The following is a 21,402-nucleotide window of genomic DNA, read 5'->3' on the forward strand; positions in this document are numbered from 1 at the left end:
GTCAGCGGTGGCCGGGCCGCCGTGGACCTCGGCGGGCGGAGCCGCCCCGGCGGGGCCCGCCACCGGTCGGCCCGCCGCCCGACTGCCGGCCACCACCCGACTGCCGGCCCCCGCCCGTCTGCCGGCCCGACTGCCGGCCACTGCCCGACTGCCGGCCACCGGCCGGCGTGGCGCTGCTCTCCCCCGCCTCCGGTGCGCCCGCACCCCGCGAGCTGCGCTCGGTGCGGCCGCGGACGACGCCGACGAACTCCTCGATGCGCGGGTCGTCGTCACCCTCGCGCCAGGCAAGCCCGATCCGGGAGCCGGCCACGCCGGTCACCGGCCGGTGGACGACGTCCTTGCGGTGGTGGAGCCGGGCGAGCGACATCGGGACCACCACGACGCCCGCGCCCGAGGCGACCACCTCGACGGCATCCCTCAGGCTCATCGCGGGGACGGGCACCCGGGTGCCGTCGCGGACCTCGTCGGCCACCGCCCGCCACTCCGGGACCTCGTCGGCGTCCTGGAGCAGGTGCTCACCGGCGAGGTCGGCGACGTCGACCTCGTCGAAGGCCACGACCGGGTGGTCCCTGGCGACGACGACGACCGGCACCTCCTCGTAGAGCGGGATGACGTGCAGCCCGGCGCGGTCCACCGGCAGTCGCACGAAGCACATGTCCGCGGTGCCCTCACGCAGGCACCTGGTCTGGTCGGCCACGTCCACGGGGCCGGCGTCCAGGTCGGCGCCGGGCCGCCGCCGGGCCCACGTGCGCAGCCACCTGTCCGGGCTCACACCCGGGACGAACCGGATGCGGAAGGCCTGCGTCATCCCCGGTCCCCCGATCGCCTGGCCGCCGGAGCGGCGACGTCGCCAGGCTAGCGGCACCGCGGTCCGGCCCCCACCGCCTACGCTTGCCAGCCATGAGCACCCCGAAGCCGCAGACCATGAAGCCCCAGACGGCCGCCCGCAAGCTCGGCGTCCTGCTCTCGGCGACGCCGGAGGAGTTCCGGGCCGGGGTGGTCAGCCGCGACGAGCTCAACGCGCTACAGGCCGACCCGCCGGCGTGGCTCGCCGACCTGCGGCGCAACGGCCCGCACCCGCGTCAGGAGGTCGCCCGGCGCCTGGGGGTCTCGACGTCGGGGCTCTCGCGCGGCGGCGTCGAGGAGCCGCTGACCACCGAGGAGATCAAGTCCCTGCTCGACGAGATGCCGGTCTGGCTCCAGCGCGAGCGCGCCACCCAGGCGGACGTCCGGGCCGAGGAGGCCCGGCTCCGCTCCCGCGACCGCGCCCGGCGCTCCGACGACGACGACGCGCCCCGCTAGCCCGACGACGCGCCCGTCACCGGACCACGCGCCGGTAGCCGCACGACGGGCCCGGCATCTGCACCTGGCTCACCCGAGCTCCTGCCAGGCGAAGACCCCGAGAGCCACGTCGATGGCCACCCCGGCGAGGAACCACGGGCTGAACGTCAGGGCGATGAGCACGAGCGACGTCACGCTCCCCGCCACGGTGACGCCGGGCCACCAGGGGGCGCCGACGATCCCGCCGACGCCGGCGGCCACGAACAGCGTCGCCGCCAGCGCGGCGAGCCCCACGGCGAGCGCCCGGACGTTCCCGAGCGCCACCGAGCGACCGGGGTCGTAGGGCAGCTCCTCGCCGTTCGGGACCCACACCGCGAGGTGGAGCAGTCCGTGGGCGACGAGGAACGCCCCGAGCAGCCAGCCCATCAGTGGCCCTCGCCCGCCCGGTCGCGCTCACGCACGGTCGCGGCCGCCGCCCAGGCCACGACCGCCAGCCACGGCAGCGCCCAGCTCCACAGCCCCATCGCCAGCAGCCCCGCCTTGAAGGCCGCGATGCCGCCGAGCCCCACCACGCGACGGCGCGGGTCCGCCGAGAGCGCCAGGGCACCCACGGCGGCCTCGTACCCCACCCCGACCGCCGTCGCCCACACCCGCGGGTGTGCGCCCATCGTCCGGCCCCACAGGTCCTGGAGGGCGTCGACCTGCCAGGGGCTCAGGTCGGCGAACCAGGTGCCGAGCTCGGCGTAGACCCCGGGCCGGGCCACGAGGAGCACGGTGTTGAGGCCGGCACCCGTGAGCATCATCCCCCCCGCGACCCGCGCCACCCGCCGAGCCGCGAGGCTCCCCGTGCCGCTGCGGGCTGGTGGGCCCCCGCGGTGCATCATCGCTGCCTCCCCCGCGCCGTCGCGGGCCCGTCCCGCGGGCGTGGTCACCCACCGTCCTACCGCCGCCGCCCCGGCCGTCGCGAGAGACCAAGGTCCGGCGGCTACTCCGGCGGCTACTCCCGGGCGCCCCGCGGCCGGTGCCCGCTGACGATGGAGACCCGGTTGTAGGCGTTGATGGTGATGGCGATCCAGACGACGAGGGACAGCCGCTGCTCCCCCAGGACCGTCCGGACCCGGTCGTAGGTCTCGTCGTCGAGGTGCCCGCCCGCCGTCACCGCCTCGGCCACCTCGAGGGCGGCCTGCTCCACGTCGTCGAACAGCCCGCTCTCGCGCCAGGCCGGGAGGACCCCGAGGCGCTGGACGTCCTCCCCGGCCTCGAGCGCCTGACGGACGTGCAGGTCCAGGCACTGGGCGCAGCCGTTGATCTGGGACGAGCGCACGTTGACCAGCTCCATGAGCCGGCGGCCGACCCCCTGCCGCTCGGCGGCCATCCGCACCTGGACGACCGTGCCCGCGAGCGCCTTGGCGATGTTGGGGTGCTCCTTGTCGACCTGGACCCTCACGACGTCGCCAGGCCCTTGACGGCGGCCCGCTCGTCCTCGCTCGGCTCGTCGACGACGTCGGCCCAGCTGCCCGAGCGGCGGGCGAGGCGCTCGACGTACGGGCACACGGGCACGGCCCGCAGCCCCTCCTCACGGGTGGCGTCCAGGGCGTGACCGACGAGGCGCCCCGCCAGTCCCTGCCCGCCGTACTCCTCCCCCACCTCGGTGTGGAAGAAGATCCGACGGCCGTCCCGGTCGACGAAGAGGGCGCGGCCGGCGGCGTCGCCGTCGACGGCGATCTCGAAGCGGTCGTGGCTCCTGGTGATGGTCTCCATGGCCCCATGGAACACGACGACGGCGCGAGACGCTGCGCCGGGCGCACGCCGGGTGTGCAATGGGGGCGGGAGGACAGCGTGGACTGGCTGGCGGCACCGGACTACGACGTGGCGCGGACCGTGCTGCAGCGCGGGATCGCCGGCGTCTACCTCGTCGCCTTCGTCGCCGTCTGGCACCAGTTCCCGGCTCTCCTTGGCGAGCGCGGGCTGCTGCCGGTGCCCGAGCACCTGCGACGCAGCGCCGGGCGGGCGGGCCCTTCCCTGTTCCGGTGGCGCTACTCCGACCGGCTGCTGCGCGCCGTCGCGGTCGCCGGGATCGTCCTGGCCGCGAGCGTGGTCGTCGGGCTGCCGCAGAGCGGACCGCCGTGGGTGCCGATGGTGGTGTTCCTGGCCCTCTTCGGCCTCTACCTCTCCGTCGTCAACGTCGGTCAGGTGTTCTACGGGTTCGGCTGGGAGTCGCTGCTCCTCGAGGCCGGGTTCCTCGCCGCGTTCCTCGGCTCGGACGAGGTGGCCGCGCCGGTCACGGTGATCTGGCTGTTCCGGTGGCTGGTGCTCCGCGTCGAGCTCGGCGCGGGCCTGATCAAGATGCGGGGCGACCCGTGCTGGCGGGACCTCACGTGCCTGTACCACCACCACGAGACCCAGCCGATGCCGGGCCCGCTCAGCTGGTTCTTCCACCACCTGCCCAGGCCGCTGCACAAGGTGGAGGTCGCCGCCAACCACGTCACCCAGCTCCTCGTGCCGTTCCTGCTCCTCGCGCCCCAGCCGGTCGCCACCGTGGCGGCGGGCGTCGTCGTGGTGACCCAGGGCTGGCTGGTGCTGTCGGGCAACTTCGCGTGGCTCAACTGGCTCACGATGATCCTGGCGTTCTCGGCCGTCGGCGACGGCGCCCTGTCCACCGCCGTGCCGGCGACCGCGGCCCCCGACGCGCACGGCCCGGTGCCGGTGTGGTTCGGCGTCGTCGTCCTGGCGGTGACGGCCCTGCTCGTCGTCCTGAGCTGGTGGCCGGCGCGCAACCTGCTCTCGCCGCGGCAGGCCATGAACGCCTCCTTCAACCGCTGGCACCTCGTGGGCGCATACGGCGCGTTCGGCTCGATCACCCGCCGCCGCGACGAGGTGGTCGTGGAGGGGACCGACGCCGCCGACCCGTTCGAGGAGACGGGGTGGCGCGAGTACGTCTTCCCCGGGAAACCGGGGCCGACGGGCCGTCTGCCCCGCCAGTGGGCGCCGTACCACCTGCGCCTCGACTGGGGGATGTGGTTCCTGGCGCTGGGCTCGCCCTCGCAGCACGTGTGGTTCACCCGCTTCCTCCAGCGCCTGCTCGAGGCAGACCCGGCGACGCTGCGGCTCCTCGCCGTCGACCCGTTCGCCGGCGCGCGGCCGACGTGGGTGCGGGCGCGGGTGTTCCGCTACCGCTACTCCACGTGGGAGGAGCTGCGCCGCACCCGCCAGTGGTGGGTGCGGCGCGAGGTGGGGGTCCTCGTCGCCCCGGCGACCCTGGCGGACCTGCGCCGGCTGCGCTGACGGCGAGACCCGCGGGCACGCCGGTGCCGGTGCCCGGGGGCGGCTGCGCTCGTTAGGGTGGTGACAACGACGTGGAGGCGACGATGCTCCTTCCCCACCCGGCGGGGTCCGGACCCATCACGCGCATGGCGGACGGCACCATCAAGCAGGTCAGCCCGCTCACCGGCACCGAGGTCTGGACCGTCCCGGGCCGGGCCCACCGGCCCCTCGGCGTGGCGGCGGCCGACCCCGCCCCGCTGGACCCCGCCGCGCACGGGCGGCACTGCGCCTTCTGCCACCTGCGCTACCTCGACACCCCGCCGGAGAAGTCCCGCCTCGTCCGGTCGGGCACCACGTGGGAGACGCTGCGCGAGCTGCCCGCCGACCAGCTCGGCCGCACCGTCGCCGAGTTCCGCCGGATCCCCAACCTCTTCGAGATCCTCTCCCTCGACTACTGGCACGTGAACTACGGCTACGAGGTCCCCGAGGCGGTCACCGCCCGCACGCGGGCGTACCTCGCCGACGAGACCGGCCGCGAGCACGTCCTGGCGGTCCTGCGCGCCCGCCTGCTCGCCGGCGGGCTGACGCCCGCGCAGTGGGACGCCATGGGCACGGACGAGCGCCTGGCGCACGCCGGCGGTCTGTTCGGCGGCGGGCACGACGTCGTCGTCGCTCGTCGGCACTTCGTCGACGGCGCCACCCACGACGACCAGCTCGCCGCCTCCGGCACGCTCACCCCCGAGGAGCACCACCGGTACACCGCGTTCACCGTCGAGGCGATGCGCTCGCTGTACGCGGCGAACCGGTACGTCCGCTACGTCGCGGTGTTCCAGAACTGGCTCCGCCCGGCCGGCGCCTCGTTCGACCACCTGCACAAGCAGCTCGTGGCCATCGACGAGCGCGGACGCCAGACCGAGATGGAGCTCGAACGGCTGCGCACCAACCCCAACCTCTACAACGAGGTGGCGGTGAACTACGCCGGCTACGCGAACCTCGTCGTCGCGGAGAACGACCACGCCGTGGCGTTCGCGGGCTTCGGGCACCGCTACCCCACGCTCGAGGTCTACTCCAAGAGCCCGCGCAGCGAGCCCTGGGAGCAGACCGAGGAGGAGGTGCGCGGGATGTCGGACCTCCTGCACGCCTGCCACGCCGCCACGGGCACGCCCGTGCCGACCAACGAGGAGTGGCACCACCGGCCGGCCGACGTGGACATGGCCATGCCGTGGCGGGTCATGCTCAAGTGGCGGGTCTCGACCCTGGCCGGCTTCGAGGGCGGGACGAAGATCAACCTCAACACGATCGACCCGTACTCGCTGCGCGACATGGTCGTCCCGCGCCTCTACGCGCTGCGCGACGCCGGGGTCGTCGCGCCGGTGCGGATCGCCACCGAGTGCCCCTGCCGGCCGAACTCGCTGCACTACGGCCGCGGCGGGTTCTGAGCCCGGCGGGCCTCAGCCGCTGACGGTCGTCAGGAGCACCACCGCGTCGGTGACGGCGTCGACACCGTGCCGGGCGTGGGGCACCGGGGCGAGCGAGCCGGCCGTCAGCTCCACGTCCTGCGGCCCGCCGGTGAGCCGCACCGTGCCGAGCAGGACCTGCAGGGTGGCCGCGGCCGGGGCGTTGTGCTCGGCGATCTGCTCGCCGCCGCGCAGGGCGATGACGCTCTGGCGCAACGGCCCGTCGTTGGTCACGAGCTGGGCGCTTCGCCCGCGCGGGGAGGCGGTGGCGGCGGCGAGGTGCTCGGCGGCGAGTGCGGACAGGTCGGTCATGGTGCTCCTCGGTCTCGGGTGACGCCCATCGTCACACCCGCCGGCGCGCCGGCACCAGGGTGGCGAGCGCCGCACCGGCGAGGAGCAGCCCCACGCACCACCACAGGGCGGCGGTGTACCCCGCCGCGAGGGCCGCGGGTCGCTCGTTGTCGTCGCCGCTGAGCCCGACCAGCGCCGGCAGGGCGGCGACGGCGAGGAGGCTCGCCGCCCGCGCGACGGCGTTGTTCACCCCGCTGGCGATGCCCGCACGGTCGTCGGGCACCGCGGCCAGGACGGTCACGGTCAGCGGCGCCACCAGCAGCGTGATGCCGGCCCCGAAGACGGTCACACCCGGCAGGACGTCCCGCAGGTAGGACGGGTCGGCGGGGATGCCGGCGAGCAGGGCGACCCCGGCCGCGGCGACCGCGGGTCCGGCGACCATGAGCGGGCGGGGCCCGGTGCGCGTCGACAGCGCACCCACCCGGGCGGAGAGGCCGAGCATGAGCAGGGTCAGCGGGAGCGTGGCCAGCCCGGCGGCCAGCGGCGTGTACCCGCCGACGACCTGGAGGAAGAGCACGAGGAAGAGCGACACCGCACCCAGCGCCCCGTACACGACGAACGTCACGAGGTTCGAGGCGGTGAACGCGCGGCTGCGGAACAGGTCGGGCGGCAGCATGGCCACCCGCGACCACCGTTCGACGCCGACGAACGCCCCCAGGGCGAGGACCCCGACGACCGCCGCCGGCAGGCTGCGCTCGACGAGGGCGTAGGTGATCCCGGCCAGCCCGAGGACGCACAGCGCGGCGCCGGCGACGTCGAACCCCCGGCGCGCGCCGCGCACGGACTCCGGGGCGGCGCGCACGGCGAGCAGGGTCAGGACGGCCAGGGGGAGGTTGACGAGGAAGACCCACCGCCACGACAGCGCCTGGACCAGCCACCCGCCCACCAGCGGGCCGAGCACGGTGGAGACCCCCGCCCAGGCGGACCAGATGCCGATCGCCCGGGCACGGTCGTCGCGGACGATCGTGCCCTGGACCAGCGCGAGGCTGCCCGGGGTGAGCAGCGCACCGCCGACCCCCTGCAGGGCCCGGGCGGCCACGAGCTGGCCGGTGCTCTGCGCGAGCGCGCAGGCGAGGGAGGCGACGGCGAACCAGACGACGCCGACGACGAAGACGCGCCGGCGGCCCAGGCGGTCGCCCAGCGCGCCGCCGACGAGGATGAGGGAGGCCAGGGTGAGCATGTACGCGTTGACGACCCACTGCAGGCCCTCGACGCCGGCACCGAGGTCGAGACCGATCCGGCGCAGCGCCACGTTGACCACCGTGCCGTCGAGGAAGGCCATCCCGGAGCCCAGCACGGCGGCGACGACGGTCCGGCGCCCCGGGGCCGAGCGCAGCGCGACGGTCTCGCCCACGTCCGCCATGGTCCCAGGTCGCCAGGCCGGGCGGAAGCGGGTCCCGGTCCGGTGCGACCGGGGGACCGTGTCGGGGTCCGGCCCGGCGCGGGGCTCGGGGTCCGGTGGTACGAATGGCTCATGACCAGCGCCATCGGAGCCATCGCCATCGACGCCCACGACCCCTCGCTCGTGGCCCGGTTCTGGGCCGCCGCCCTCGGGTGGGAGGTGGTGGAGTCCTCGCCGGAGCTGGTGGGCATCGCCCCGCCGGGCGGCGGCGCGGGGATCGACGTGATCGCCGTGCCCGAGCCCAAGACGGTGAAGAACCGCCTCCACCTCGACCTGCGCGCCGACGGCTCCACGCAGGCGGCGGAGGTCGAGCGGCTCCTGGCCCTCGGCGCCCGGCGGGCCGACGTCGGCCAGGGCCCGGACGTCTCCTGGGTCGTCCTCGCGGACCCGGAGGGCAACGAGTTCTGCGTCCTGTCCCGCTCGGTCCAGGACGTCGCCGCCGAGGAGGGCGGCACAGCGTAGGAGGGCGGCACAGCCCAGGAGGCCGTCACCGGGGCGCCGGCGGTGTCTGCGCGCAGGGCTAGCCTGCCCGGGTGGAGGTCCTGCTCGCCGCCGGCCAGGGCGGCACCCGCCTCGTGGTCCGTCCCGACGGGCACGGGCCGGCGCCGGCCGGCGGACCGGCGGTCCTCGACGCCGAGGGGCTCCCGGACGCGGTCCGCGCCCTGGAGCGCGAGCGGCCCCGGTGGGTCTGGGCGGACACGGCCACGACCTACCCGGCGCTGCTGCACGCCGGGGTTCGGGTCGAGCGCTGCCACGACCTGCGGCTGTGCCACGCGATCCTGCGTGGCGCCGGCGCCCTGCCGCCCGAGGAGTCGGCGTGGGACGCCGTCGCCGCGCCCGGGCCGGACCCCGACGCCGCCACCCTCTTCGACGACGCCGCCGCCGCCACGGTGGGGGTCGAGGAGGTCCTCGCCGAGCACCACCGCCAGCAGGTCGCCCTCGCCGGGAGCGACGGCGGCCGCCTCCGGCTGCTCCTCGCCGCGGAGTCCGCCGGGGCGCTCGTCGCTGCCGAGATGACCCACGACGGCCTCCCGTTCGACCCCGCGCGCCACGACGAGATGCTCACCGCCGTCCTGGGCCCGCGCCCCGGGCCGGGCGCCCGACCCGGGGCCCTCGAGGCGCTCGCCGGGCAGGTGCGGGACCTCCTCGGCGCCCCGAGCCTCAACCCCGACTCCCCCACCGACCTGCGGCACGCCCTGCGCGGGGCCGGCCTGGAGGTCCGTACCACCCGCAAGCACGAGCTCGCGGCCCTCGACCACCCCGTCGTCGCGCCGCTGCTGGAGTACAAGCGGCTCGCCCGCCTGCTCGCCGCGAACGGCTGGACGTGGATGGAGGCGTGGGTGGCTCCGGCCGACGCCCCCGGGCGCCGCGCGCGGTTCCGGCCAGCGTACGTGCCCGGCGGTGTCGTCACGGGCCGGTGGGCGGCCCGCGGCGGCGGGGCGCTGCAGCTCCCGCACCAGGTGCGGGGCTCGGTGGTGGCCGACCCGGGCTGGCGCCTCGTCGTCGCCGACGCCGCCCAGCTCGAGCCGCGGGTGCTCGCCGCGATGTCGCGCGACGAGGCCATGGCCCGCGCCAGCCGTGCCGGCGACCTCTACCAGGCGCTCGTCGACGAGGGGGTGGCCGAGACGCGCGCCGGTGCCAAGGTGGCGATGCTCGGTGCGCTGTACGGGGCCACGACCGGCGAGGCCGGCCTGCTCATGCCCCGGCTCCAGCGCACCTACCCCCGCGCGACCCGGGTGGTGGAGGAGGCGGCGCGCTCGGGCGAGCGCGGCGAGGTCGTGCGCACCTGGCTCGGGCGCACCTCCCCGGTCCCGCCCCCGCAGTGGCACCGCGTGCAGCGCCGGGCGAGCGAGGGCGACGCCGACGACGTGGACCGGCGCCGTGCCGGCGCCGTCGCCCGCGACTGGGGTCGCTTCACCCGCAACTTCGTCGTCCAGGGCACGGCCGCCGAGTGGGCGCTGGCCTGGCTGGCGGACCTGCGGCTGCGGCTGCGGCGCATCGACGGCGGGGCCCCGCACCTGGTCTTCTTCCTCCACGACGAGGTGGTGGTGCACAGCCCCGAGGCAGCCGCGGCCGAGGTCGCCACGGCGGTCCGCGCCGCCGCGACCGCGGCCGGCCGGCTGCTGTTCGGGGACTTCCCGGTCGACTTCGCCCTGGACGTCACCGTCGTGGGCTCCTACGACGAGGCGGTCTGAGGGACGACGGCGACGCCGTCCGGGTCCATCCGCACCTGCACCTGGGCGCCGACCTCCGTGGCGGTGGTGAGGGCGGTCGCCCGCTCGCCCCCGGGCAGGGCGACGTCGACCTCGGTGCGGCCGCGGACGAACCGGGTCGCGAGAACGGGGACCACGACGTCGTCGCCCCCGGCCCACCCCTCACCGGTGACGACGTGGAGGGCGGCGGGGCCCAGGCCGACCAGCACGTTAGCGGCCGCGGGGCGTGGGGCCTCACCGGGCGCGGCAGCGGGGAGCGGCACCTCGCCCATAGACGTCCGGACGACCGCGCCGCGGACCTGCCCGGGCAGGAACGGCCCGTAGCCGAGGAACGCCGCCACCTCCTGGTTCACCGGTCGGCGCCACAGCCGGGCCGGGCGGTCCACCTGCACGAGGCGCCCGTCCACCATGACGGCCACCCGGTCGGCGACGGTGAATGCCTCGTCGTGGTCGTGCGTGACGTACAGGGCGGTGGTGCCGGTGGCACGGAGGATCTCGTGGAGCTCACCGGTGAGCCGTTCGCGCAGGCCCCGGTCGAGGGCCGACAGCGGCTCGTCGAGCAGGAGCAGCGCGGGCGCGGGCGCCAGGGCGCGGGCCAGGGCGACGCGCTGGGCCTGCCCGCCGGACAGGGTCGCCACCGACCGGTCGCCGTACCCGGCCAGGCCGACCAGCTCGAGGAGCTCGGCGACCCGCTCGGCGCGGCGGGCCCGCGGCAGGCCGTCGAGACCGTAGCCGACGTTGCCGGCCACCGTGCGGTGCGGGAAGAGCTGGCCCTCCTGGAACATCAGACCGAAGCCGCGCCGGTGGACCGGCACGCCGGTGACCTCCCGGCCGGCCCAGGTGATGCCGCCCGCCGCCACCGGCTCGAGACCGGCCACGGCCCGGAGCAGGGACGACTTGCCCGACCCGGAGGGACCGAGCAGGGCCACAACCTCTCGGGCGGCGACGTCGAGGTCCACCGCGTCGACCGCCGTCGTGGCGCCGTAGCGCACCACCACCCCGCGCAGCCGCAGGCCGGTCGCACCGGACTCGCCGGTCGCACCCGCCTCGCCGGGTGCGACCGGCGACGCGGTGTCCGTGGCCGTCGCGGCGGTGTCCGTCACGCCCGCCCGGTCCGCCCTCACCACGGGGTCGCCTCCGCCGTCCGGAGCCGTTCGGCGAGCGCCATGACCGAGGCGGTGAGCACCGCCAGGACCACCGCGGCCGCCATGGCCATCCCGTAGCTCTCCGCGCCGGGCCGGCCGATGAGCCGGAAGATCACCACCGGGAGGGTGGGCCGGTCGGGCCGTGAAAGGAACGAGGTCGCCCCGAACTCCCCGAGCGAGATGGCGAAGGCGAACCCGACCGCCAGGCCGAGGGAGCGCACGAGGAAGGGCCCGTCGACGGTGGCCAGCACGCGGGCCGGGCCGGCGCCGAGCGTGGCCGCGGCCTCGCGCAGGCGCGGGTCGATCGCCCGCAGCACCGGCAGGACCGTGCGCACGACCATCGGTACGGCGACGACCGCCTGCGCGACGGGCACGAGGACCAGGGAGGAGCGCAGGTCCAGCGGGGGCCGGTCCAGGGTGATGAGGAAGCCGAACCCCACCGTGACCGCCGAGACCCCGAGCGGCAGCATGAACAGGGCGTCGAGGACACCGACGGCGCGGCGCCCCGACCGCGACCGCGGGCGGCGGGAGACGACGAGGGCCACCAGGGTGCCGACGACGACGGCGAGGACGGTGGCGTCGACCGCCACGCGCAGGGAGTTCGCCGTCGCCTCCCACACCGTGACGCTCAGCGTGCCGGGCCCGCCCGTGGTCCCGAGGTTGACGTAGTTCTCCAGGCCCCACCCTCCGCCCGGGTTGCGGAAGGAGCGCACGAGGAGGCCGACGAGCGGCAGCGCCAGCAGTCCGGCGACGACGACCGCGGTGACCCCGGCGGGCACGAGGTCCGGCCCCGGCCGCCACCGCCCGCGCGGGCCCCGCTCGAGGACCCGGAGGGGGTGGGCCGCCGCCGCGGCGGCGCCCAGCCGCAGCGCCCGCTCCTGGCCGGCGCGGGTGCGGGCGGCCACCCCCAGGGCGAGCGCGACGACGACGAGCTGGACGACCGAGAGGACCGCCGCGGCCCGCAGGTCGAGGAACTGGGTGGTCTGGACCCAGATCTCGGTCTCGATCGTGCCGAACCGCAGGCCGCCCAGGACGAGCACCACCCCGAACGCGGTCGCGCAGAACAGGAACACCACCGACGCCGCGGACGCGATCGCCGGGGCCAGGGCGGGCAGGGTGACCGTGCGCAGCGCCCGGGCCGGCGAGGCGCCCAGCGCCCGGGCGGCCTGCTCGGCGCGCGGGTCCAGCCGCTCCCACATCCCCCCGACCGTGCGCACGACGACGGCGTAGTTGAAGAACACCAGGGCCAGGACGATCGCGGTGAAGGTGCCGTCGAGGCCGAGGAACCCCAGCGGGCCCCCCTCGGCGAGCAGCGACCGGAAGGCCACGCCGACGACGACGGTGGGCAGCACGAACGGGACGGTGACGAACGCCCGCAGCGCGGCGCGGCCGGGGAAGCGGGTGCGGTAGAGCAGGTACGCGCCCGGGATGCCCAGGAGCAGGGAGCCGGCCGTGCCGAGCACCGCCTGGGCGAGGGTGAGGCCGAGGATCCGCCACGTGCGGGGCCGGGAGAAGACCTCCGCGAACCCGCCGAGGTCGACCCCGCCGTCGGCGACGAACCCCCGGCCCACGAGGGCCAGGACGGGCCAGGCGAAGAACACCGCGAGGAACGCCAGCGGCACGGCGGCCGCGAGCGCCCAGAGGGGTCCCGCCCAGGACGGGCGCGTCGTCGTCACCTCAGCCGATCACGATCTCGGTCCAGGCGGCGATCCAGTCCTCGCGCTCGGCGGCGATCTGCTCGGCGGGCACGTCGTGCGGGTCCTCCGCCAGCGGCGCGTGCGCCGCCCACGCCTCGGGGAGGGGGGCCGTGGTGTCGACCGGGTACATGAACATCTGGCCGGGGATGTCGGCCTGGACGTCGGCCGAGACGAGGAGGTCGACGAAGGCGCGGGCACCCTCGGGGTTCTCGGCACCGGCGATGACGCCGGCGTGCTCGACCTGGCGGAAGCAGGTCTCGAGCAGGGCACCGGTGCGCGGGTCGCCGCCGCCCTCGGGCACCTCCGCCGCCGGGGAGGACGCGTAGGACAGCACGAGCGGGCGCGGGCCCGCGCCCTCGGAGCCGGAGAAGTCGACGTAGTACGCGTCGGACCAGCCCTCGACGACCTTGACGCCGTTGTCGGCCAGGTCTGCCCAGTAGTCCTGCCAGCCGTCCCCGAAGGCCCCGACGGTGGCGGCGAGGAAGGCCAGGCCCGGCGAGGACGTGGCGGGGTTGGTCACGACGAGGAGGTCGCGGTAGGCGGGGTCGGCGAGGTCCTCCAGCGTGACCGGCTCGGGCAGCCCGGCGTCGGCGAACCACTGGTGGTCGACGTTGACGCACACGTCGCCGACGTCGACCGGGGTGAGCGCCTCGTCGAGGACGTACTCGCCCGCCGAGTCCGGCAGGTCCGGCGACGTGTAGGGCTCGAGGACCCCGGCGTCGACCGCGCGGGCCGCGAAGGTGTTGTCGATGCCGTAGACGACGTCACCCAGCGGGGAGTCCTTCGTGAGGACGAGCTGGTTGACCAGCGCGCCGCCGTCGCCCGGGGCGACGAAGGTGAGCGAGTACCCCGTCTCGGCCTCGAAGTCCGCCAGGAGCTCCTCGCTGAGGGCGAAGGAGTCGTGCGTGACGACGGTGAGCTCCCCGCCGCCGGTGCTCCCGCCCGCGGGCTCGTCGCGCTCCCCCGCGGTGAGGCTGCAGCCGGCGAGGGCGAGGCCGACGGCCCCGATCGTCGCGGCGGTGCGGAGGGTCACGGTGGTGCGGGTCGTGCCGGCCGTGCTGGTCATGCGTCCTCCTCGGTCAAGGAGGGCCTGCACCACCGGCGCACGCCGGTGATGCAGGGAGAAACCCGACTTCCTTCGCCGGTGCTAACCGGTGCAGGTTCGAGGGTCTGCGGCTGCCCGCACTCTCAGCGCCGCCCGGGCGCTCCCCTGTCGTTCGCGAAGGAGCCTAGCACCCGGGACACCTCAGACCTTGTCCACCCGCTTCTCGACGGGACCACCGTAGAACTTGCTCGCCCCGCGCATGGCGTAGTGGCGCATGAGGCCGAGGATGGCGCCTGAGACGACCGTGAACGCGAAGACCTCCCAGGCGCGCACGCCGGGGTCGTCCTCGTCCGTGGGCGGCTCGTGCCCGGTGACGAGCTTCCAGCCGACGTCGACGAGCTTGTTGGTCGCCACGCCCGCCGCGAGCACCGCCCCGGTGCTGACGATCTTCCAGCCGATGTCCATGCGTCTCTCCCGTTCGTCGACGATGCCCCCGATCATGCCCGACGCCGGCCCTCGCCGCCGACCGAAGCGGGCCGGCTACCCGTCGGTCCCGGGGGCGTCCTGGCCGGCACCGTCGCCGGCGGCGCCGCGGGCCCGCTCGTCCGCCTCGGCCTCGCGCGCACCCTCGGTCCGGCGGCGGGAGGCACGCAGGTCCTCGGTGAGCTCGTCGACCACGAGCCCGGCCCCGTCGACCTTGCCGGTGCGGTACCCGGCCCGGCCGACCATGTGGGCCGAGATGGGGGCGGTGATGAGCTGGAAGGCGACGACGAGCACGAGCGTCCACACCAGGACCGGCTCCCGCACGGACAGGGCGACCCCGCCGAGCATGAGCACCAGCCCGAGCACCTGCGGCTTCGTGGCGGCGTGCATGCGGGAGAGCAGGTCCTGGAGGAAGAACACGGCGTAGGCCGCCACGAGGGTGAGGGTGCTGCCCAGGACGAGCAGCACCGCCCCCGCGACGTCGGCGACACCCTCCCAGGTCATCGGTCCCTCCCCACGTCGCCGACGGGCGTCTCCTCGGCCGGCAGCGGCTCGGTGCCCTCACCGGCCCCGGTCGCCGTGACGGTGCCGTCGTCGGTCATGTCGTCCCGGTCGGGCGTGGTCGGCGCGGAGGCGGAGGACGCGGGGGCGTCGGGGTCGTGCACGGGCGGCGCCTCGTCGTCGTCGGAGGCCTGCTGCTGGGCGAGGACCGCCCGCAGCTCCTCGCGGGTGAGGATGCGGGCCTCCTCGGCGCGGTCGACGGCGACGAAGCGGGCCAGCGTCACCGCGCCGACGAAGCCGACCACCGCCAGGACGAGCAGCACGGGGACGAGGTCGGTGCGGTCGGTCACGGCCGTGACCAGGGCGACGGAGCCGAGCGTGGCGGCCGTGACGACGTCGAGGCCGACCGCGCGGTCGAGCATGCTCGGTCCCCGCTCGATCCGCAGCAGGGCGAGGAGCCCGGCGAGGCCGAGCGCCACCGAGCAGAAGAGGTAGACGGCGATCATCGCGGCGCCCCCAGTCGTCCGGCGCGCGCGGACGGCCCGGGCGCGTACCCGGCGTCGGCGAGCTGGTCACGCGAGGCGAAGGCGCGCAGCAGCCGCTCCTCCTGCTCGAGCACGGAGCGGTGGGCGCTCTCGAGGCCGCCGGCGAGGTCGACGTCGAAGACGTGGATGTACAGCGTCCCGGTGAGCCGGTGGGCCTCGACGACGATCGAGCCGGGCACGAGGGAGACCATGCCGGCCGTGGCCGCGAGGTAGGTGTCGGAGTGCGAGCGCAGCTGCACCCGGATGACCGCACCCGTGGGGTGGTGGCGGCGCAGCACCATCCACGCGATCTGCACCGACGCCACGACGACGTCGGCCGCGAACCGGACGACGAGCCGCAGCACCCCGCCGGGGCGGAACCGCCCGTCGAACGGTGCCCGCGGCAGCGGGGCCAGCCACGTGACCACCAGCGCGACGATGAGACCTGCGACGGCGTTGGCGACCGTGAGGTCGCCCCACAGGAGCACCCACACGCCCGTCAGCCACGCCAGCGCACCCCACGACGTCCGCGGGCGCAGGCGCGGCCGGCGCGGGAGGGTTCGCCGGGCCGGCCCGACGGGGGCAGGCGCGTCAGGGGCCGGGGCGTCGGCGTTCGGGGCGCCGGGGGCAGGCGCGTCGGAGCTCACGAGCCGTCACCCCCGTCCGTCGCGGTCGGCAGCGGCGCGGGGTCGGTGTCCTCGGTCTCCTCCTCGGCGTCCTCGCGCCGCTCACCCTCCTGGGCCACGTCCGAGGACTCGCCCGTGCCGCGCTCGAAGTCCGGGAGGACGGCGGTGATGTACGGGGTGCGCGCCCGCAGGTCGGCCGCGGCGCGGTCGGTGTAGCCGTACAACGGGCCGGCCATGACGGCCAGGACGAGGGAGAAGACGACCATGCCGGCCGCCGGGAGGACCATCCCGCGCGGCGTGGTGGTCTCGGGCAGCGGCTCGGGGGCCTCCTGCCAGAACGCCATGTTCCACGCCTTGGTGATCGCGTAGAGGGTGAGGAGCGAGGTGACCAGACCGCCGGCGATGAGCGCGTAGGACATGCTGCCGCCCTCGGCCGCGGCGGCCTGGACGAGGCCGGCCTTGCCGAGGAACCCCGTCATCGGGGGGATCCCGGCGAGGTTCATCGCGGGGACGAAGTACAGCACCGCCAGGAGCGGGGCGACCTTCGCCAGGGAGCCCAGGCGCACCAGGGATGTGGTGCCGCCGCGACGCTCGATGAGCCCGGCGATGAGAAAGAGCGAGGTCTGGACGGTGATGTGGTGGGTGACGTAGAAGATCGCCGCCGACAGGCCCGCCTCGCTGCTGGTCGCGATCCCCCAGATCATGAACCCGATGTGGGAGACGAGGGTGAAGGAGAGCAGACGCTTGATGTCCTCCTGCGCCACGGCGCCGAGGATGCCCACGATCATCGTGGCCAGCGCCGCCCACTTGAGCAGGTCGTCCACGTGGCCGCCGGGGAAGAGGAGCACCTGGGTGCGGATGACCGCGTAGACGCCGACCTTGGTGAGCAGGCCGGCGAACACCGCGGTGACCGGCGCCGGGGCCGTGGGGTAGGAGTCCGGCAACCAGGCGGAGAGCGGGAAGATCGCGGCCTTGATCCCGAACGCGACGAGGAGCATGAGCTGCAGGACCGTCTGGGTCCCGGGCTCGATCTCGGGCAGACGGATGGCCAGCTGGGCGAGGTTGACGGTGCCCACCGCGGCGTAGACGAGCGCGATCGCGGTGAGGAAGACCATCGAGCTCACCAGCGAGACGACGACGTAGATCGTCCCGGCGCGGATCCGCTCACGCGTGCCCGAGAGGGTGATGAGCACGAAGCTCGACGCGAGGAGGATCTCGAAGCCGACGTAGAGGTTGAACAGGTCGCCGGCAAGGAAGGCGTTGGAGACCCCGGCCGACAGGACCAGGAAGGTCGGGTGGTAGATCGCCACCGGGGCGCCCTCGTCACCGTCGGCGATGCCCTGCGCGAGGGAGTACAGGAGCACCCCGAGGGTGACCGCGACCGAGACCACCAGGAGCAGGGCGGCCAGCCGGTCGCCCACCAGCGCGATGCCCACCGGGGCCGCCCAGCTCCCGACGTCGAGCACCACGGGACCGTCGTTGACCTCCACGAGCAGCGCGACGGCGACGCCCAGGACGACGGTGAGGGTGGAGACGGAGACGACGACCTGGACCTTGGGGTGACGGGCCAGGGCCAGCGCGAAGCCGGCCCCGATGAGGGGCAGGACCACCGGCAGGGCGACGAGCCAGCTCATCGCGCCTCCTCGTCGTCCGCGGCGAGGGCCGGGGCGTGGTGCCCGCTCGGGGCGTGCTCGCCGCCGAGGACGGCGGTCTCGTCGCGCGTGACCGCGGCGTCCTCGGCGAGGGTGGAGCCGGCGTCGTCGGTCGCGCGGGCGGAGACCTCGTCGCGGGCGGCGCGACGCGCGATGCGGCGGTCCTCGAGGTCGTCCTGGACCTCGTCGTGGCCGTTGAGCTGCCAGGAGCGGTAGGCCATGGCGAGGAGGAAGGCCGTCATCCCCAGGGTGATGACGATCGCCGTGAGGACCATCGCCTGGGGCAGCGGGTCGGACATGTCCTCCGGGGCGGTCTCCCCGATGAGCGGCGGGCCGCCCGCGCGGCCGCCGGCGATGAGCATGAGGACGTTGATCCCGTTGGAGATCAGGGCCACGCCGATGATGACCCGGGAGAGCGAGCGCTCGAGGATGAGGTAGACGCCGGTCCCGACGAGGACGGCGACGAGCAGCACGAGGGCGGCGGAGGGGGTCAGGTCGATCATCGCCGTCCTCCCGGCAGCGCCTCGGGCACCTCGGCGCGGTCGTCGCGGGCGGGCAGCGCGTCGTCGGCGAGCTGGGCGGGGTCGTCGAAGGCGACGTCGGGCGCCTGGTTGCCCTCGATCTCCCCCTGCCGGTCGACCTCGGCGCCGAGCGAGCGCAGGACGTCCAGGACGAGCCCGACGACCACGAGGTAGACGCCGGTGTCGAAGAAGAGGGCGGTGGCCAGGTGCACGGGGCCGAAGACCGGCAGGACGACGTCGACGATCGTCGTCTCCAGGACGGTGCCGCCGAAGAGCAGGGGCACGGCGCCGGCGCCGGCGGAGAGGAACAGCCCCCCGCCGAGGAGGAGACCGGGATGGACCGGGGCGGCCTCGCCGAGCTCGTACCGCCCGCCGGCGAGGTAGCGCACGATGAGCGCGACGCCCGCGACCAGGCCGCCGGCGAACCCGCCGCCGGGGGCGTTGTGACCGGAGAAGAGCAGGAAGAGGGAGAACACCAGGAGGGTGTGGAAGACCAGCCGGGTCCCGATCTCGAAGATGACGGACCGGCGCTGGGGGGCGAGGGTGGCGTCCCCCGCGAGCCACGTCCGACCGCGTCCCGGCGCACGGACCTCCGCGCCGCCGGGGCGCGGGCGGCGCAGCTCGGCGGCCTGGTCGGGCCGCCCGCCGCCCCACACCGCCGGGCCGTCGGGGCGCCGCCCCCCGGCGTTCCGGGCGCGGTCGATCCGGCCGCTGCGGGCGCGGAGGAAGATCAGGGACGCGACGCCGGTCGCGGCCACGACCACCACGGAGATCTCACCCATGGTGTCCCAGGCGCGGATGTCGACGAGGGTGACGTTGACGATGTTCTTGCCGTAGCCGAACTCGAACGCCTCCGCCGGGAAGTCCACCGAGACGGGCTCGTGGACGCGGGCGCCGGCGGCCAGGACGCCCAGGCCCGCCACGGTGACGCCGGCGAGCGCGCCGATCCCGGCACGCCACCACCGCGACGCCGCGAGGGGCCGGTTGGAGAAGTAGGCCGGCAGGCGCCGCAGCACCAGGACGAAGACGACGAGGGTGACCGTCTCGACGAGCACCTGGGTCAGCGCGAGGTCAGGGGCGCCGTGGAGCTCGTAGAGCAGGGCGATGCCGTACCCGGCCACGCCGAGCAGGACGACGGCCTTGAGACGGCGGCGGGCGCGGGCGGCCAGGACCGACGCGACGGCGACGACGACCGCGACCACGGCCTGCAACGGGTTGTCCCACGCCCGGAACGCCGCCGGCCAGGTGTCACCACCGAGGGTCGCGGCACCGCCCGCGAGCACGACCGTGGTGAGGAGGATGATCGAGAGGTACGCCGGCAGGGAGCCGCGCTGGGTCCAGGCGGTGACGTCGGCCGCGAGGTTGTCCAGGGTGCGCAGGATCCGGCGGTAGGCGCCCTCGGCGCCCTCGAGGTCGCGGAAGGAGCGCTGGAACCGCTCGACGGGCTCGCGCGCGAGGAACAGCGCCGCGCCGGTGGCGAGGATCGCCACGGTGGTGGCCAGCGGTACGCCCAGGCCGCCCCACAGCGTGAGGTGGCCCTCCTCGCCGGGGTAGGTGCCGGCGTGCGGGGCGAGGTGGCGCTCGACGAGCCCGGGCACCAGGCCCACGACGACGCCGGCGGCCGCGAGCAGCACCGGCGCCGCCATGATGAGCCGAGAGGTCTTCTGCGGCTCCGCCGCCTCGACACCGGGCTTGTCGGCGAAGGCGCCCCACCACAGGCGCAGCGAGTACGCCACGGTCAGGGCCGACCCGGCGGCGACGCCGACGAGCACGACCCAGTCGACCGGTGCGCCGCGGTGGACCAGCCCCTCGAGCGCGGCCTCCTTGGCCACGTAGCCGGCCGTCGGGGGCAGGCCCGCCATGGAGGCGGCGGCGAGCGCACCGGCGGCCGCCAGGACGGGCGTGCGGCGCCACAGGCCCGAGATCTTGCGCAGGTCGCGGGTCCCCAGCGCCCAGTCGACCACGCCGACGACGAGGAACAGGGCGGACTTGAACAGGGCGTGCGCGAGCAGCATCGCGAGCCCCGCCAGGGCGACGGCGGCGTCGCCGTGGCCCACGAGGACGACGACGAGGCCGAGCTGGGAGACGGTACCGAAGGCGAGGACCAGCTTGAGGTCGTACTGGCGCAGCGCCCGGTACCCGCCGACGACCAGGGTCGCGAGCCCCACCACCACGATCGTCCAGCGCCAGATGGCCAGGTCTGCCACCCCCGGGGCGAACCGGGCGACGAGGTAGATGCCGGCCTTGACCATGGCGGCGGCGTGGAGGTACGCGCTGACCGGCGTCGGGGCGGCCATCGCCGCCGGTAGCCAGAAGTGGAAGGGCACCAGCGCCGACTTCGTCGCCGCGCCGAGCAGGAGGAGCCCGACGGCGGTCGGCACCAGCGCCGGGTGCGCGCCGACCCCCAGCTCGCCCGCGGCGGCCGTCGCGACGAGGTCGCCGAGCCGGTAGGAGCCGCCGCGGCTCTCGCCGAGGATGATGAGGCCGGCGAGCATGGCCAGGCCGCCGAAGGTGGTGACCATGATCGCCTGCAGCGCCGCCCGCCGGGAGGACTGCCGGTCGTGGTAGTGCCCGATGAGGAGGAAGGAGGTGACCGTGGTCAGCTCCCAGAACACGTACAGCATGAGGGTGTCGTCGGTGGTGACCAGGCCGAGCATCGACCCGGCGAACGCGACGAACACGGCGGCGAAGCGGCCCAGCGCGTGCGCGGACCGGGAGAAGTAGGCGGCCGAGTAGACCAGGACGAGCGCCCCGACGCCCCCGACGACGAGCGTCATCAGCCACGACAGGGTGTCCAGCCGGAACGCCAGCTCGAGCTGCAGGCTCGGCACCCACGCGACCACCTGCTCGGGGTGGTCGCCCGCCAGCACCCGCCCGGACACGGCCGCCGCCCACACGGCCGCCGACGCGGGCGCCGCGGCGAGGACGAGGAACGCCCGCCGGCCCAGCCAGGCCACGAGCGGGGGCGCGAGCAGCGCGGCGACCAGGTGGATCGCCAGCAGCTGCAGCATGGCCACTCCCCGGAGTCGTGTGCGGTCAAGGGCGAACCCGTGTCGGCCGTCGCACCGTTCGGGGCAGAGGGGAGGGTTCGGGGCGAGTTTATCAATCCTTGAACAACCCCGGAGCCGAGCGGAGCGCCCCCGTCACGGTCCGCGCGGACCCGTCACGGTCCGTCCGGGCGGCCGCGCCGCGGGCGGTCGCGCGGACGCGGCTGCACCCGGCGGTACCGTGGCCCCAGCC

At 75.5% G+C, this 21,402-nt stretch carries 22 protein-coding genes and 1 riboswitch; of the genes, 5 read left to right on the forward strand and 17 right to left on the reverse strand.

What is annotated here, in order from left to right:
• Nucleotide 1: 1 nt before the first annotated feature.
• A complete protein-coding gene (locus tag AAEM63_RS17315; RefSeq protein ID WP_341359456.1) occupies nt 2-808 on the reverse strand; it encodes a LysR substrate-binding domain-containing protein in 807 nt (268 codons plus the stop codon).
• A 92-nt stretch (nt 809-900) separates the two neighbouring features.
• Here AAEM63_RS17315 and AAEM63_RS17320 point away from each other — a divergent pair, with 92 nt between their 5' ends.
• Entirely contained in the window at nt 901-1,302 is a 402-nt protein-coding gene (locus AAEM63_RS17320; protein WP_341359457.1) for a DUF5997 family protein, read from the forward strand.
• A gap of 69 nt (nt 1,303-1,371) precedes the next feature.
• Here the strand turns inward: AAEM63_RS17320 and AAEM63_RS17325 are convergent, their stop codons facing one another.
• The 4 genes from AAEM63_RS17325 to AAEM63_RS17340 all read right to left on the reverse strand — a co-directional run bounded on the left by AAEM63_RS17325 (nt 1,372) and on the right by AAEM63_RS17340 (nt 3,042).
• Nucleotides 1,372-1,707: a hypothetical protein gene (locus tag AAEM63_RS17325; RefSeq protein ID WP_341359458.1), complete on the reverse strand. Its 336-nt coding sequence runs from the start codon at nt 1,705-1,707 to the stop codon at nt 1,372-1,374.
• A complete protein-coding gene (locus AAEM63_RS17330) occupies nt 1,707-2,213 on the reverse strand; it encodes a hypothetical protein (RefSeq protein ID WP_341359459.1) in 507 nt (168 codons plus the stop codon). Before AAEM63_RS17330 ends, AAEM63_RS17325 begins: the two co-directional genes overlap by 1 nt.
• A gap of 65 nt (nt 2,214-2,278) precedes the next feature.
• Nucleotides 2,279-2,728: a carboxymuconolactone decarboxylase family protein gene (locus tag AAEM63_RS17335; RefSeq protein WP_341359460.1), complete on the reverse strand. Its 450-nt coding sequence runs from the start codon at nt 2,726-2,728 to the stop codon at nt 2,279-2,281.
• Nucleotides 2,725-3,042: a GNAT family N-acetyltransferase gene (locus AAEM63_RS17340; protein ID WP_341359461.1), complete on the reverse strand. Its 318-nt coding sequence runs from the start codon at nt 3,040-3,042 to the stop codon at nt 2,725-2,727. The genes AAEM63_RS17335 and AAEM63_RS17340 overlap by 4 nt, the downstream gene beginning before the upstream one ends.
• Before the next feature lie 78 nt (nt 3,043-3,120).
• Between AAEM63_RS17340 and AAEM63_RS17345 the strand changes: the two genes are divergently transcribed.
• Together AAEM63_RS17345 and AAEM63_RS17350 are read left to right on the forward strand one after the other, a co-directional pair.
• Nucleotides 3,121-4,566 carry a lipase maturation factor family protein gene (locus AAEM63_RS17345; RefSeq protein WP_341359462.1) on the forward strand — a complete coding sequence of 482 codons (1,446 nt, stop codon included), beginning with the start codon at nt 3,121-3,123 and terminating at the stop codon, nt 4,564-4,566.
• Nucleotides 4,567-4,649: 83 nt separating this feature from the next.
• On the forward strand, nt 4,650-5,984 hold the full coding sequence (locus tag AAEM63_RS17350; protein WP_341359463.1) for a DUF4921 family protein: 1,335 nt from the start codon (nt 4,650-4,652) through the stop codon (nt 5,982-5,984).
• Between the two features lie 12 nt (nt 5,985-5,996).
• Here AAEM63_RS17350 and AAEM63_RS17355 read toward each other — a convergent pair whose 3' ends face one another.
• A complete protein-coding gene (locus AAEM63_RS17355; RefSeq protein ID WP_341359464.1) occupies nt 5,997-6,314 on the reverse strand; it encodes a cupin in 318 nt (105 codons plus the stop codon).
• A gap of 31 nt (nt 6,315-6,345) precedes the next feature.
• On the reverse strand, nt 6,346-7,707 hold the full coding sequence (locus tag AAEM63_RS17360; protein ID WP_341359465.1) for an MFS transporter: 1,362 nt from the start codon (nt 7,705-7,707) through the stop codon (nt 6,346-6,348).
• Nucleotides 7,708-7,827: 120 nt separating this feature from the next.
• Between AAEM63_RS17360 and AAEM63_RS17365 the strand changes: the two genes are divergently transcribed.
• Entirely contained in the window at nt 7,828-8,217 is a 390-nt protein-coding gene (locus AAEM63_RS17365; protein WP_341359466.1) for a VOC family protein, read from the forward strand.
• Between the two features lie 71 nt (nt 8,218-8,288).
• Complete coding sequence (locus AAEM63_RS17370) at nt 8,289-9,950, forward strand: bifunctional 3'-5' exonuclease/DNA polymerase (RefSeq protein WP_341359467.1); 1,662 nt, start codon at nt 8,289-8,291, stop codon at nt 9,948-9,950.
• On the opposite strand, the gene AAEM63_RS17375 is transcribed toward AAEM63_RS17370, so the two are convergent.
• The 10 genes from AAEM63_RS17375 to AAEM63_RS17420 all read right to left on the reverse strand — a co-directional run bounded on the left by AAEM63_RS17375 (nt 9,932) and on the right by AAEM63_RS17420 (nt 21,173).
• On the reverse strand, nt 9,932-10,981 hold the full coding sequence (locus tag AAEM63_RS17375; RefSeq protein WP_341361404.1) for an ABC transporter ATP-binding protein: 1,050 nt from the start codon (nt 10,979-10,981) through the stop codon (nt 9,932-9,934). The two genes, AAEM63_RS17370 and AAEM63_RS17375, sit on opposite strands and share 19 nt — an antisense overlap.
• A 107-nt stretch (nt 10,982-11,088) precedes the next feature.
• Nucleotides 11,089-12,789, reverse strand: coding sequence for an iron ABC transporter permease (locus tag AAEM63_RS17380; RefSeq protein ID WP_341359468.1), 1,701 nt, complete (start codon nt 12,787-12,789; stop codon nt 11,089-11,091).
• Nucleotide 12,790: 1 nt separating this feature from the next.
• Nucleotides 12,791-13,876 carry a thiamine ABC transporter substrate-binding protein gene (locus AAEM63_RS17385; RefSeq protein WP_341359469.1) on the reverse strand — a complete coding sequence of 362 codons (1,086 nt, stop codon included), beginning with the start codon at nt 13,874-13,876 and terminating at the stop codon, nt 12,791-12,793.
• Between the two features lie 50 nt (nt 13,877-13,926).
• Nucleotides 13,927-14,032, reverse strand: a riboswitch (TPP riboswitch).
• Nucleotides 14,033-14,056: 24 nt separating this feature from the next.
• Entirely contained in the window at nt 14,057-14,320 is a 264-nt protein-coding gene (locus AAEM63_RS17390; RefSeq protein ID WP_341359470.1) for a DUF4235 domain-containing protein, read from the reverse strand.
• A gap of 75 nt (nt 14,321-14,395) precedes the next feature.
• Nucleotides 14,396-14,842 carry a monovalent cation/H(+) antiporter subunit G gene (mnhG, locus tag AAEM63_RS17395; RefSeq protein ID WP_341359471.1) on the reverse strand — a complete coding sequence of 149 codons (447 nt, stop codon included), beginning with the start codon at nt 14,840-14,842 and terminating at the stop codon, nt 14,396-14,398.
• Nucleotides 14,839-15,345, reverse strand: a complete 507-nt coding sequence (locus AAEM63_RS17400) for a monovalent cation/H+ antiporter complex subunit F (protein WP_341359472.1) — start codon at nt 15,343-15,345, stop codon at nt 14,839-14,841. Before AAEM63_RS17400 ends, mnhG begins: the two co-directional genes overlap by 4 nt.
• Nucleotides 15,342-16,010, reverse strand: a complete 669-nt coding sequence (locus AAEM63_RS17405; protein ID WP_341359473.1) for a Na+/H+ antiporter subunit E — start codon at nt 16,008-16,010, stop codon at nt 15,342-15,344. Before AAEM63_RS17405 ends, AAEM63_RS17400 begins: the two co-directional genes overlap by 4 nt.
• Nucleotides 16,007-17,623 carry a Na+/H+ antiporter subunit D gene (locus AAEM63_RS17410; protein ID WP_341359474.1) on the reverse strand — a complete coding sequence of 539 codons (1,617 nt, stop codon included), beginning with the start codon at nt 17,621-17,623 and terminating at the stop codon, nt 16,007-16,009. The genes AAEM63_RS17405 and AAEM63_RS17410 overlap by 4 nt, the downstream gene beginning before the upstream one ends.
• Nucleotides 17,620-18,144: a Na(+)/H(+) antiporter subunit C gene (locus AAEM63_RS17415; RefSeq protein WP_341359475.1), complete on the reverse strand. Its 525-nt coding sequence runs from the start codon at nt 18,142-18,144 to the stop codon at nt 17,620-17,622. Before AAEM63_RS17415 ends, AAEM63_RS17410 begins: the two co-directional genes overlap by 4 nt.
• On the reverse strand, nt 18,141-21,173 hold the full coding sequence (locus AAEM63_RS17420) for a Na+/H+ antiporter subunit A (RefSeq protein ID WP_341359476.1): 3,033 nt from the start codon (nt 21,171-21,173) through the stop codon (nt 18,141-18,143). Before AAEM63_RS17420 ends, AAEM63_RS17415 begins: the two co-directional genes overlap by 4 nt.
• Nucleotides 21,174-21,402: the final 229 nt, after the last annotated feature.

Source organism: Georgenia sp. M64, assembly GCF_038049925.1.
Lineage (GTDB): Bacteria > Actinomycetota > Actinomycetes > Actinomycetales > Actinomycetaceae > Georgenia.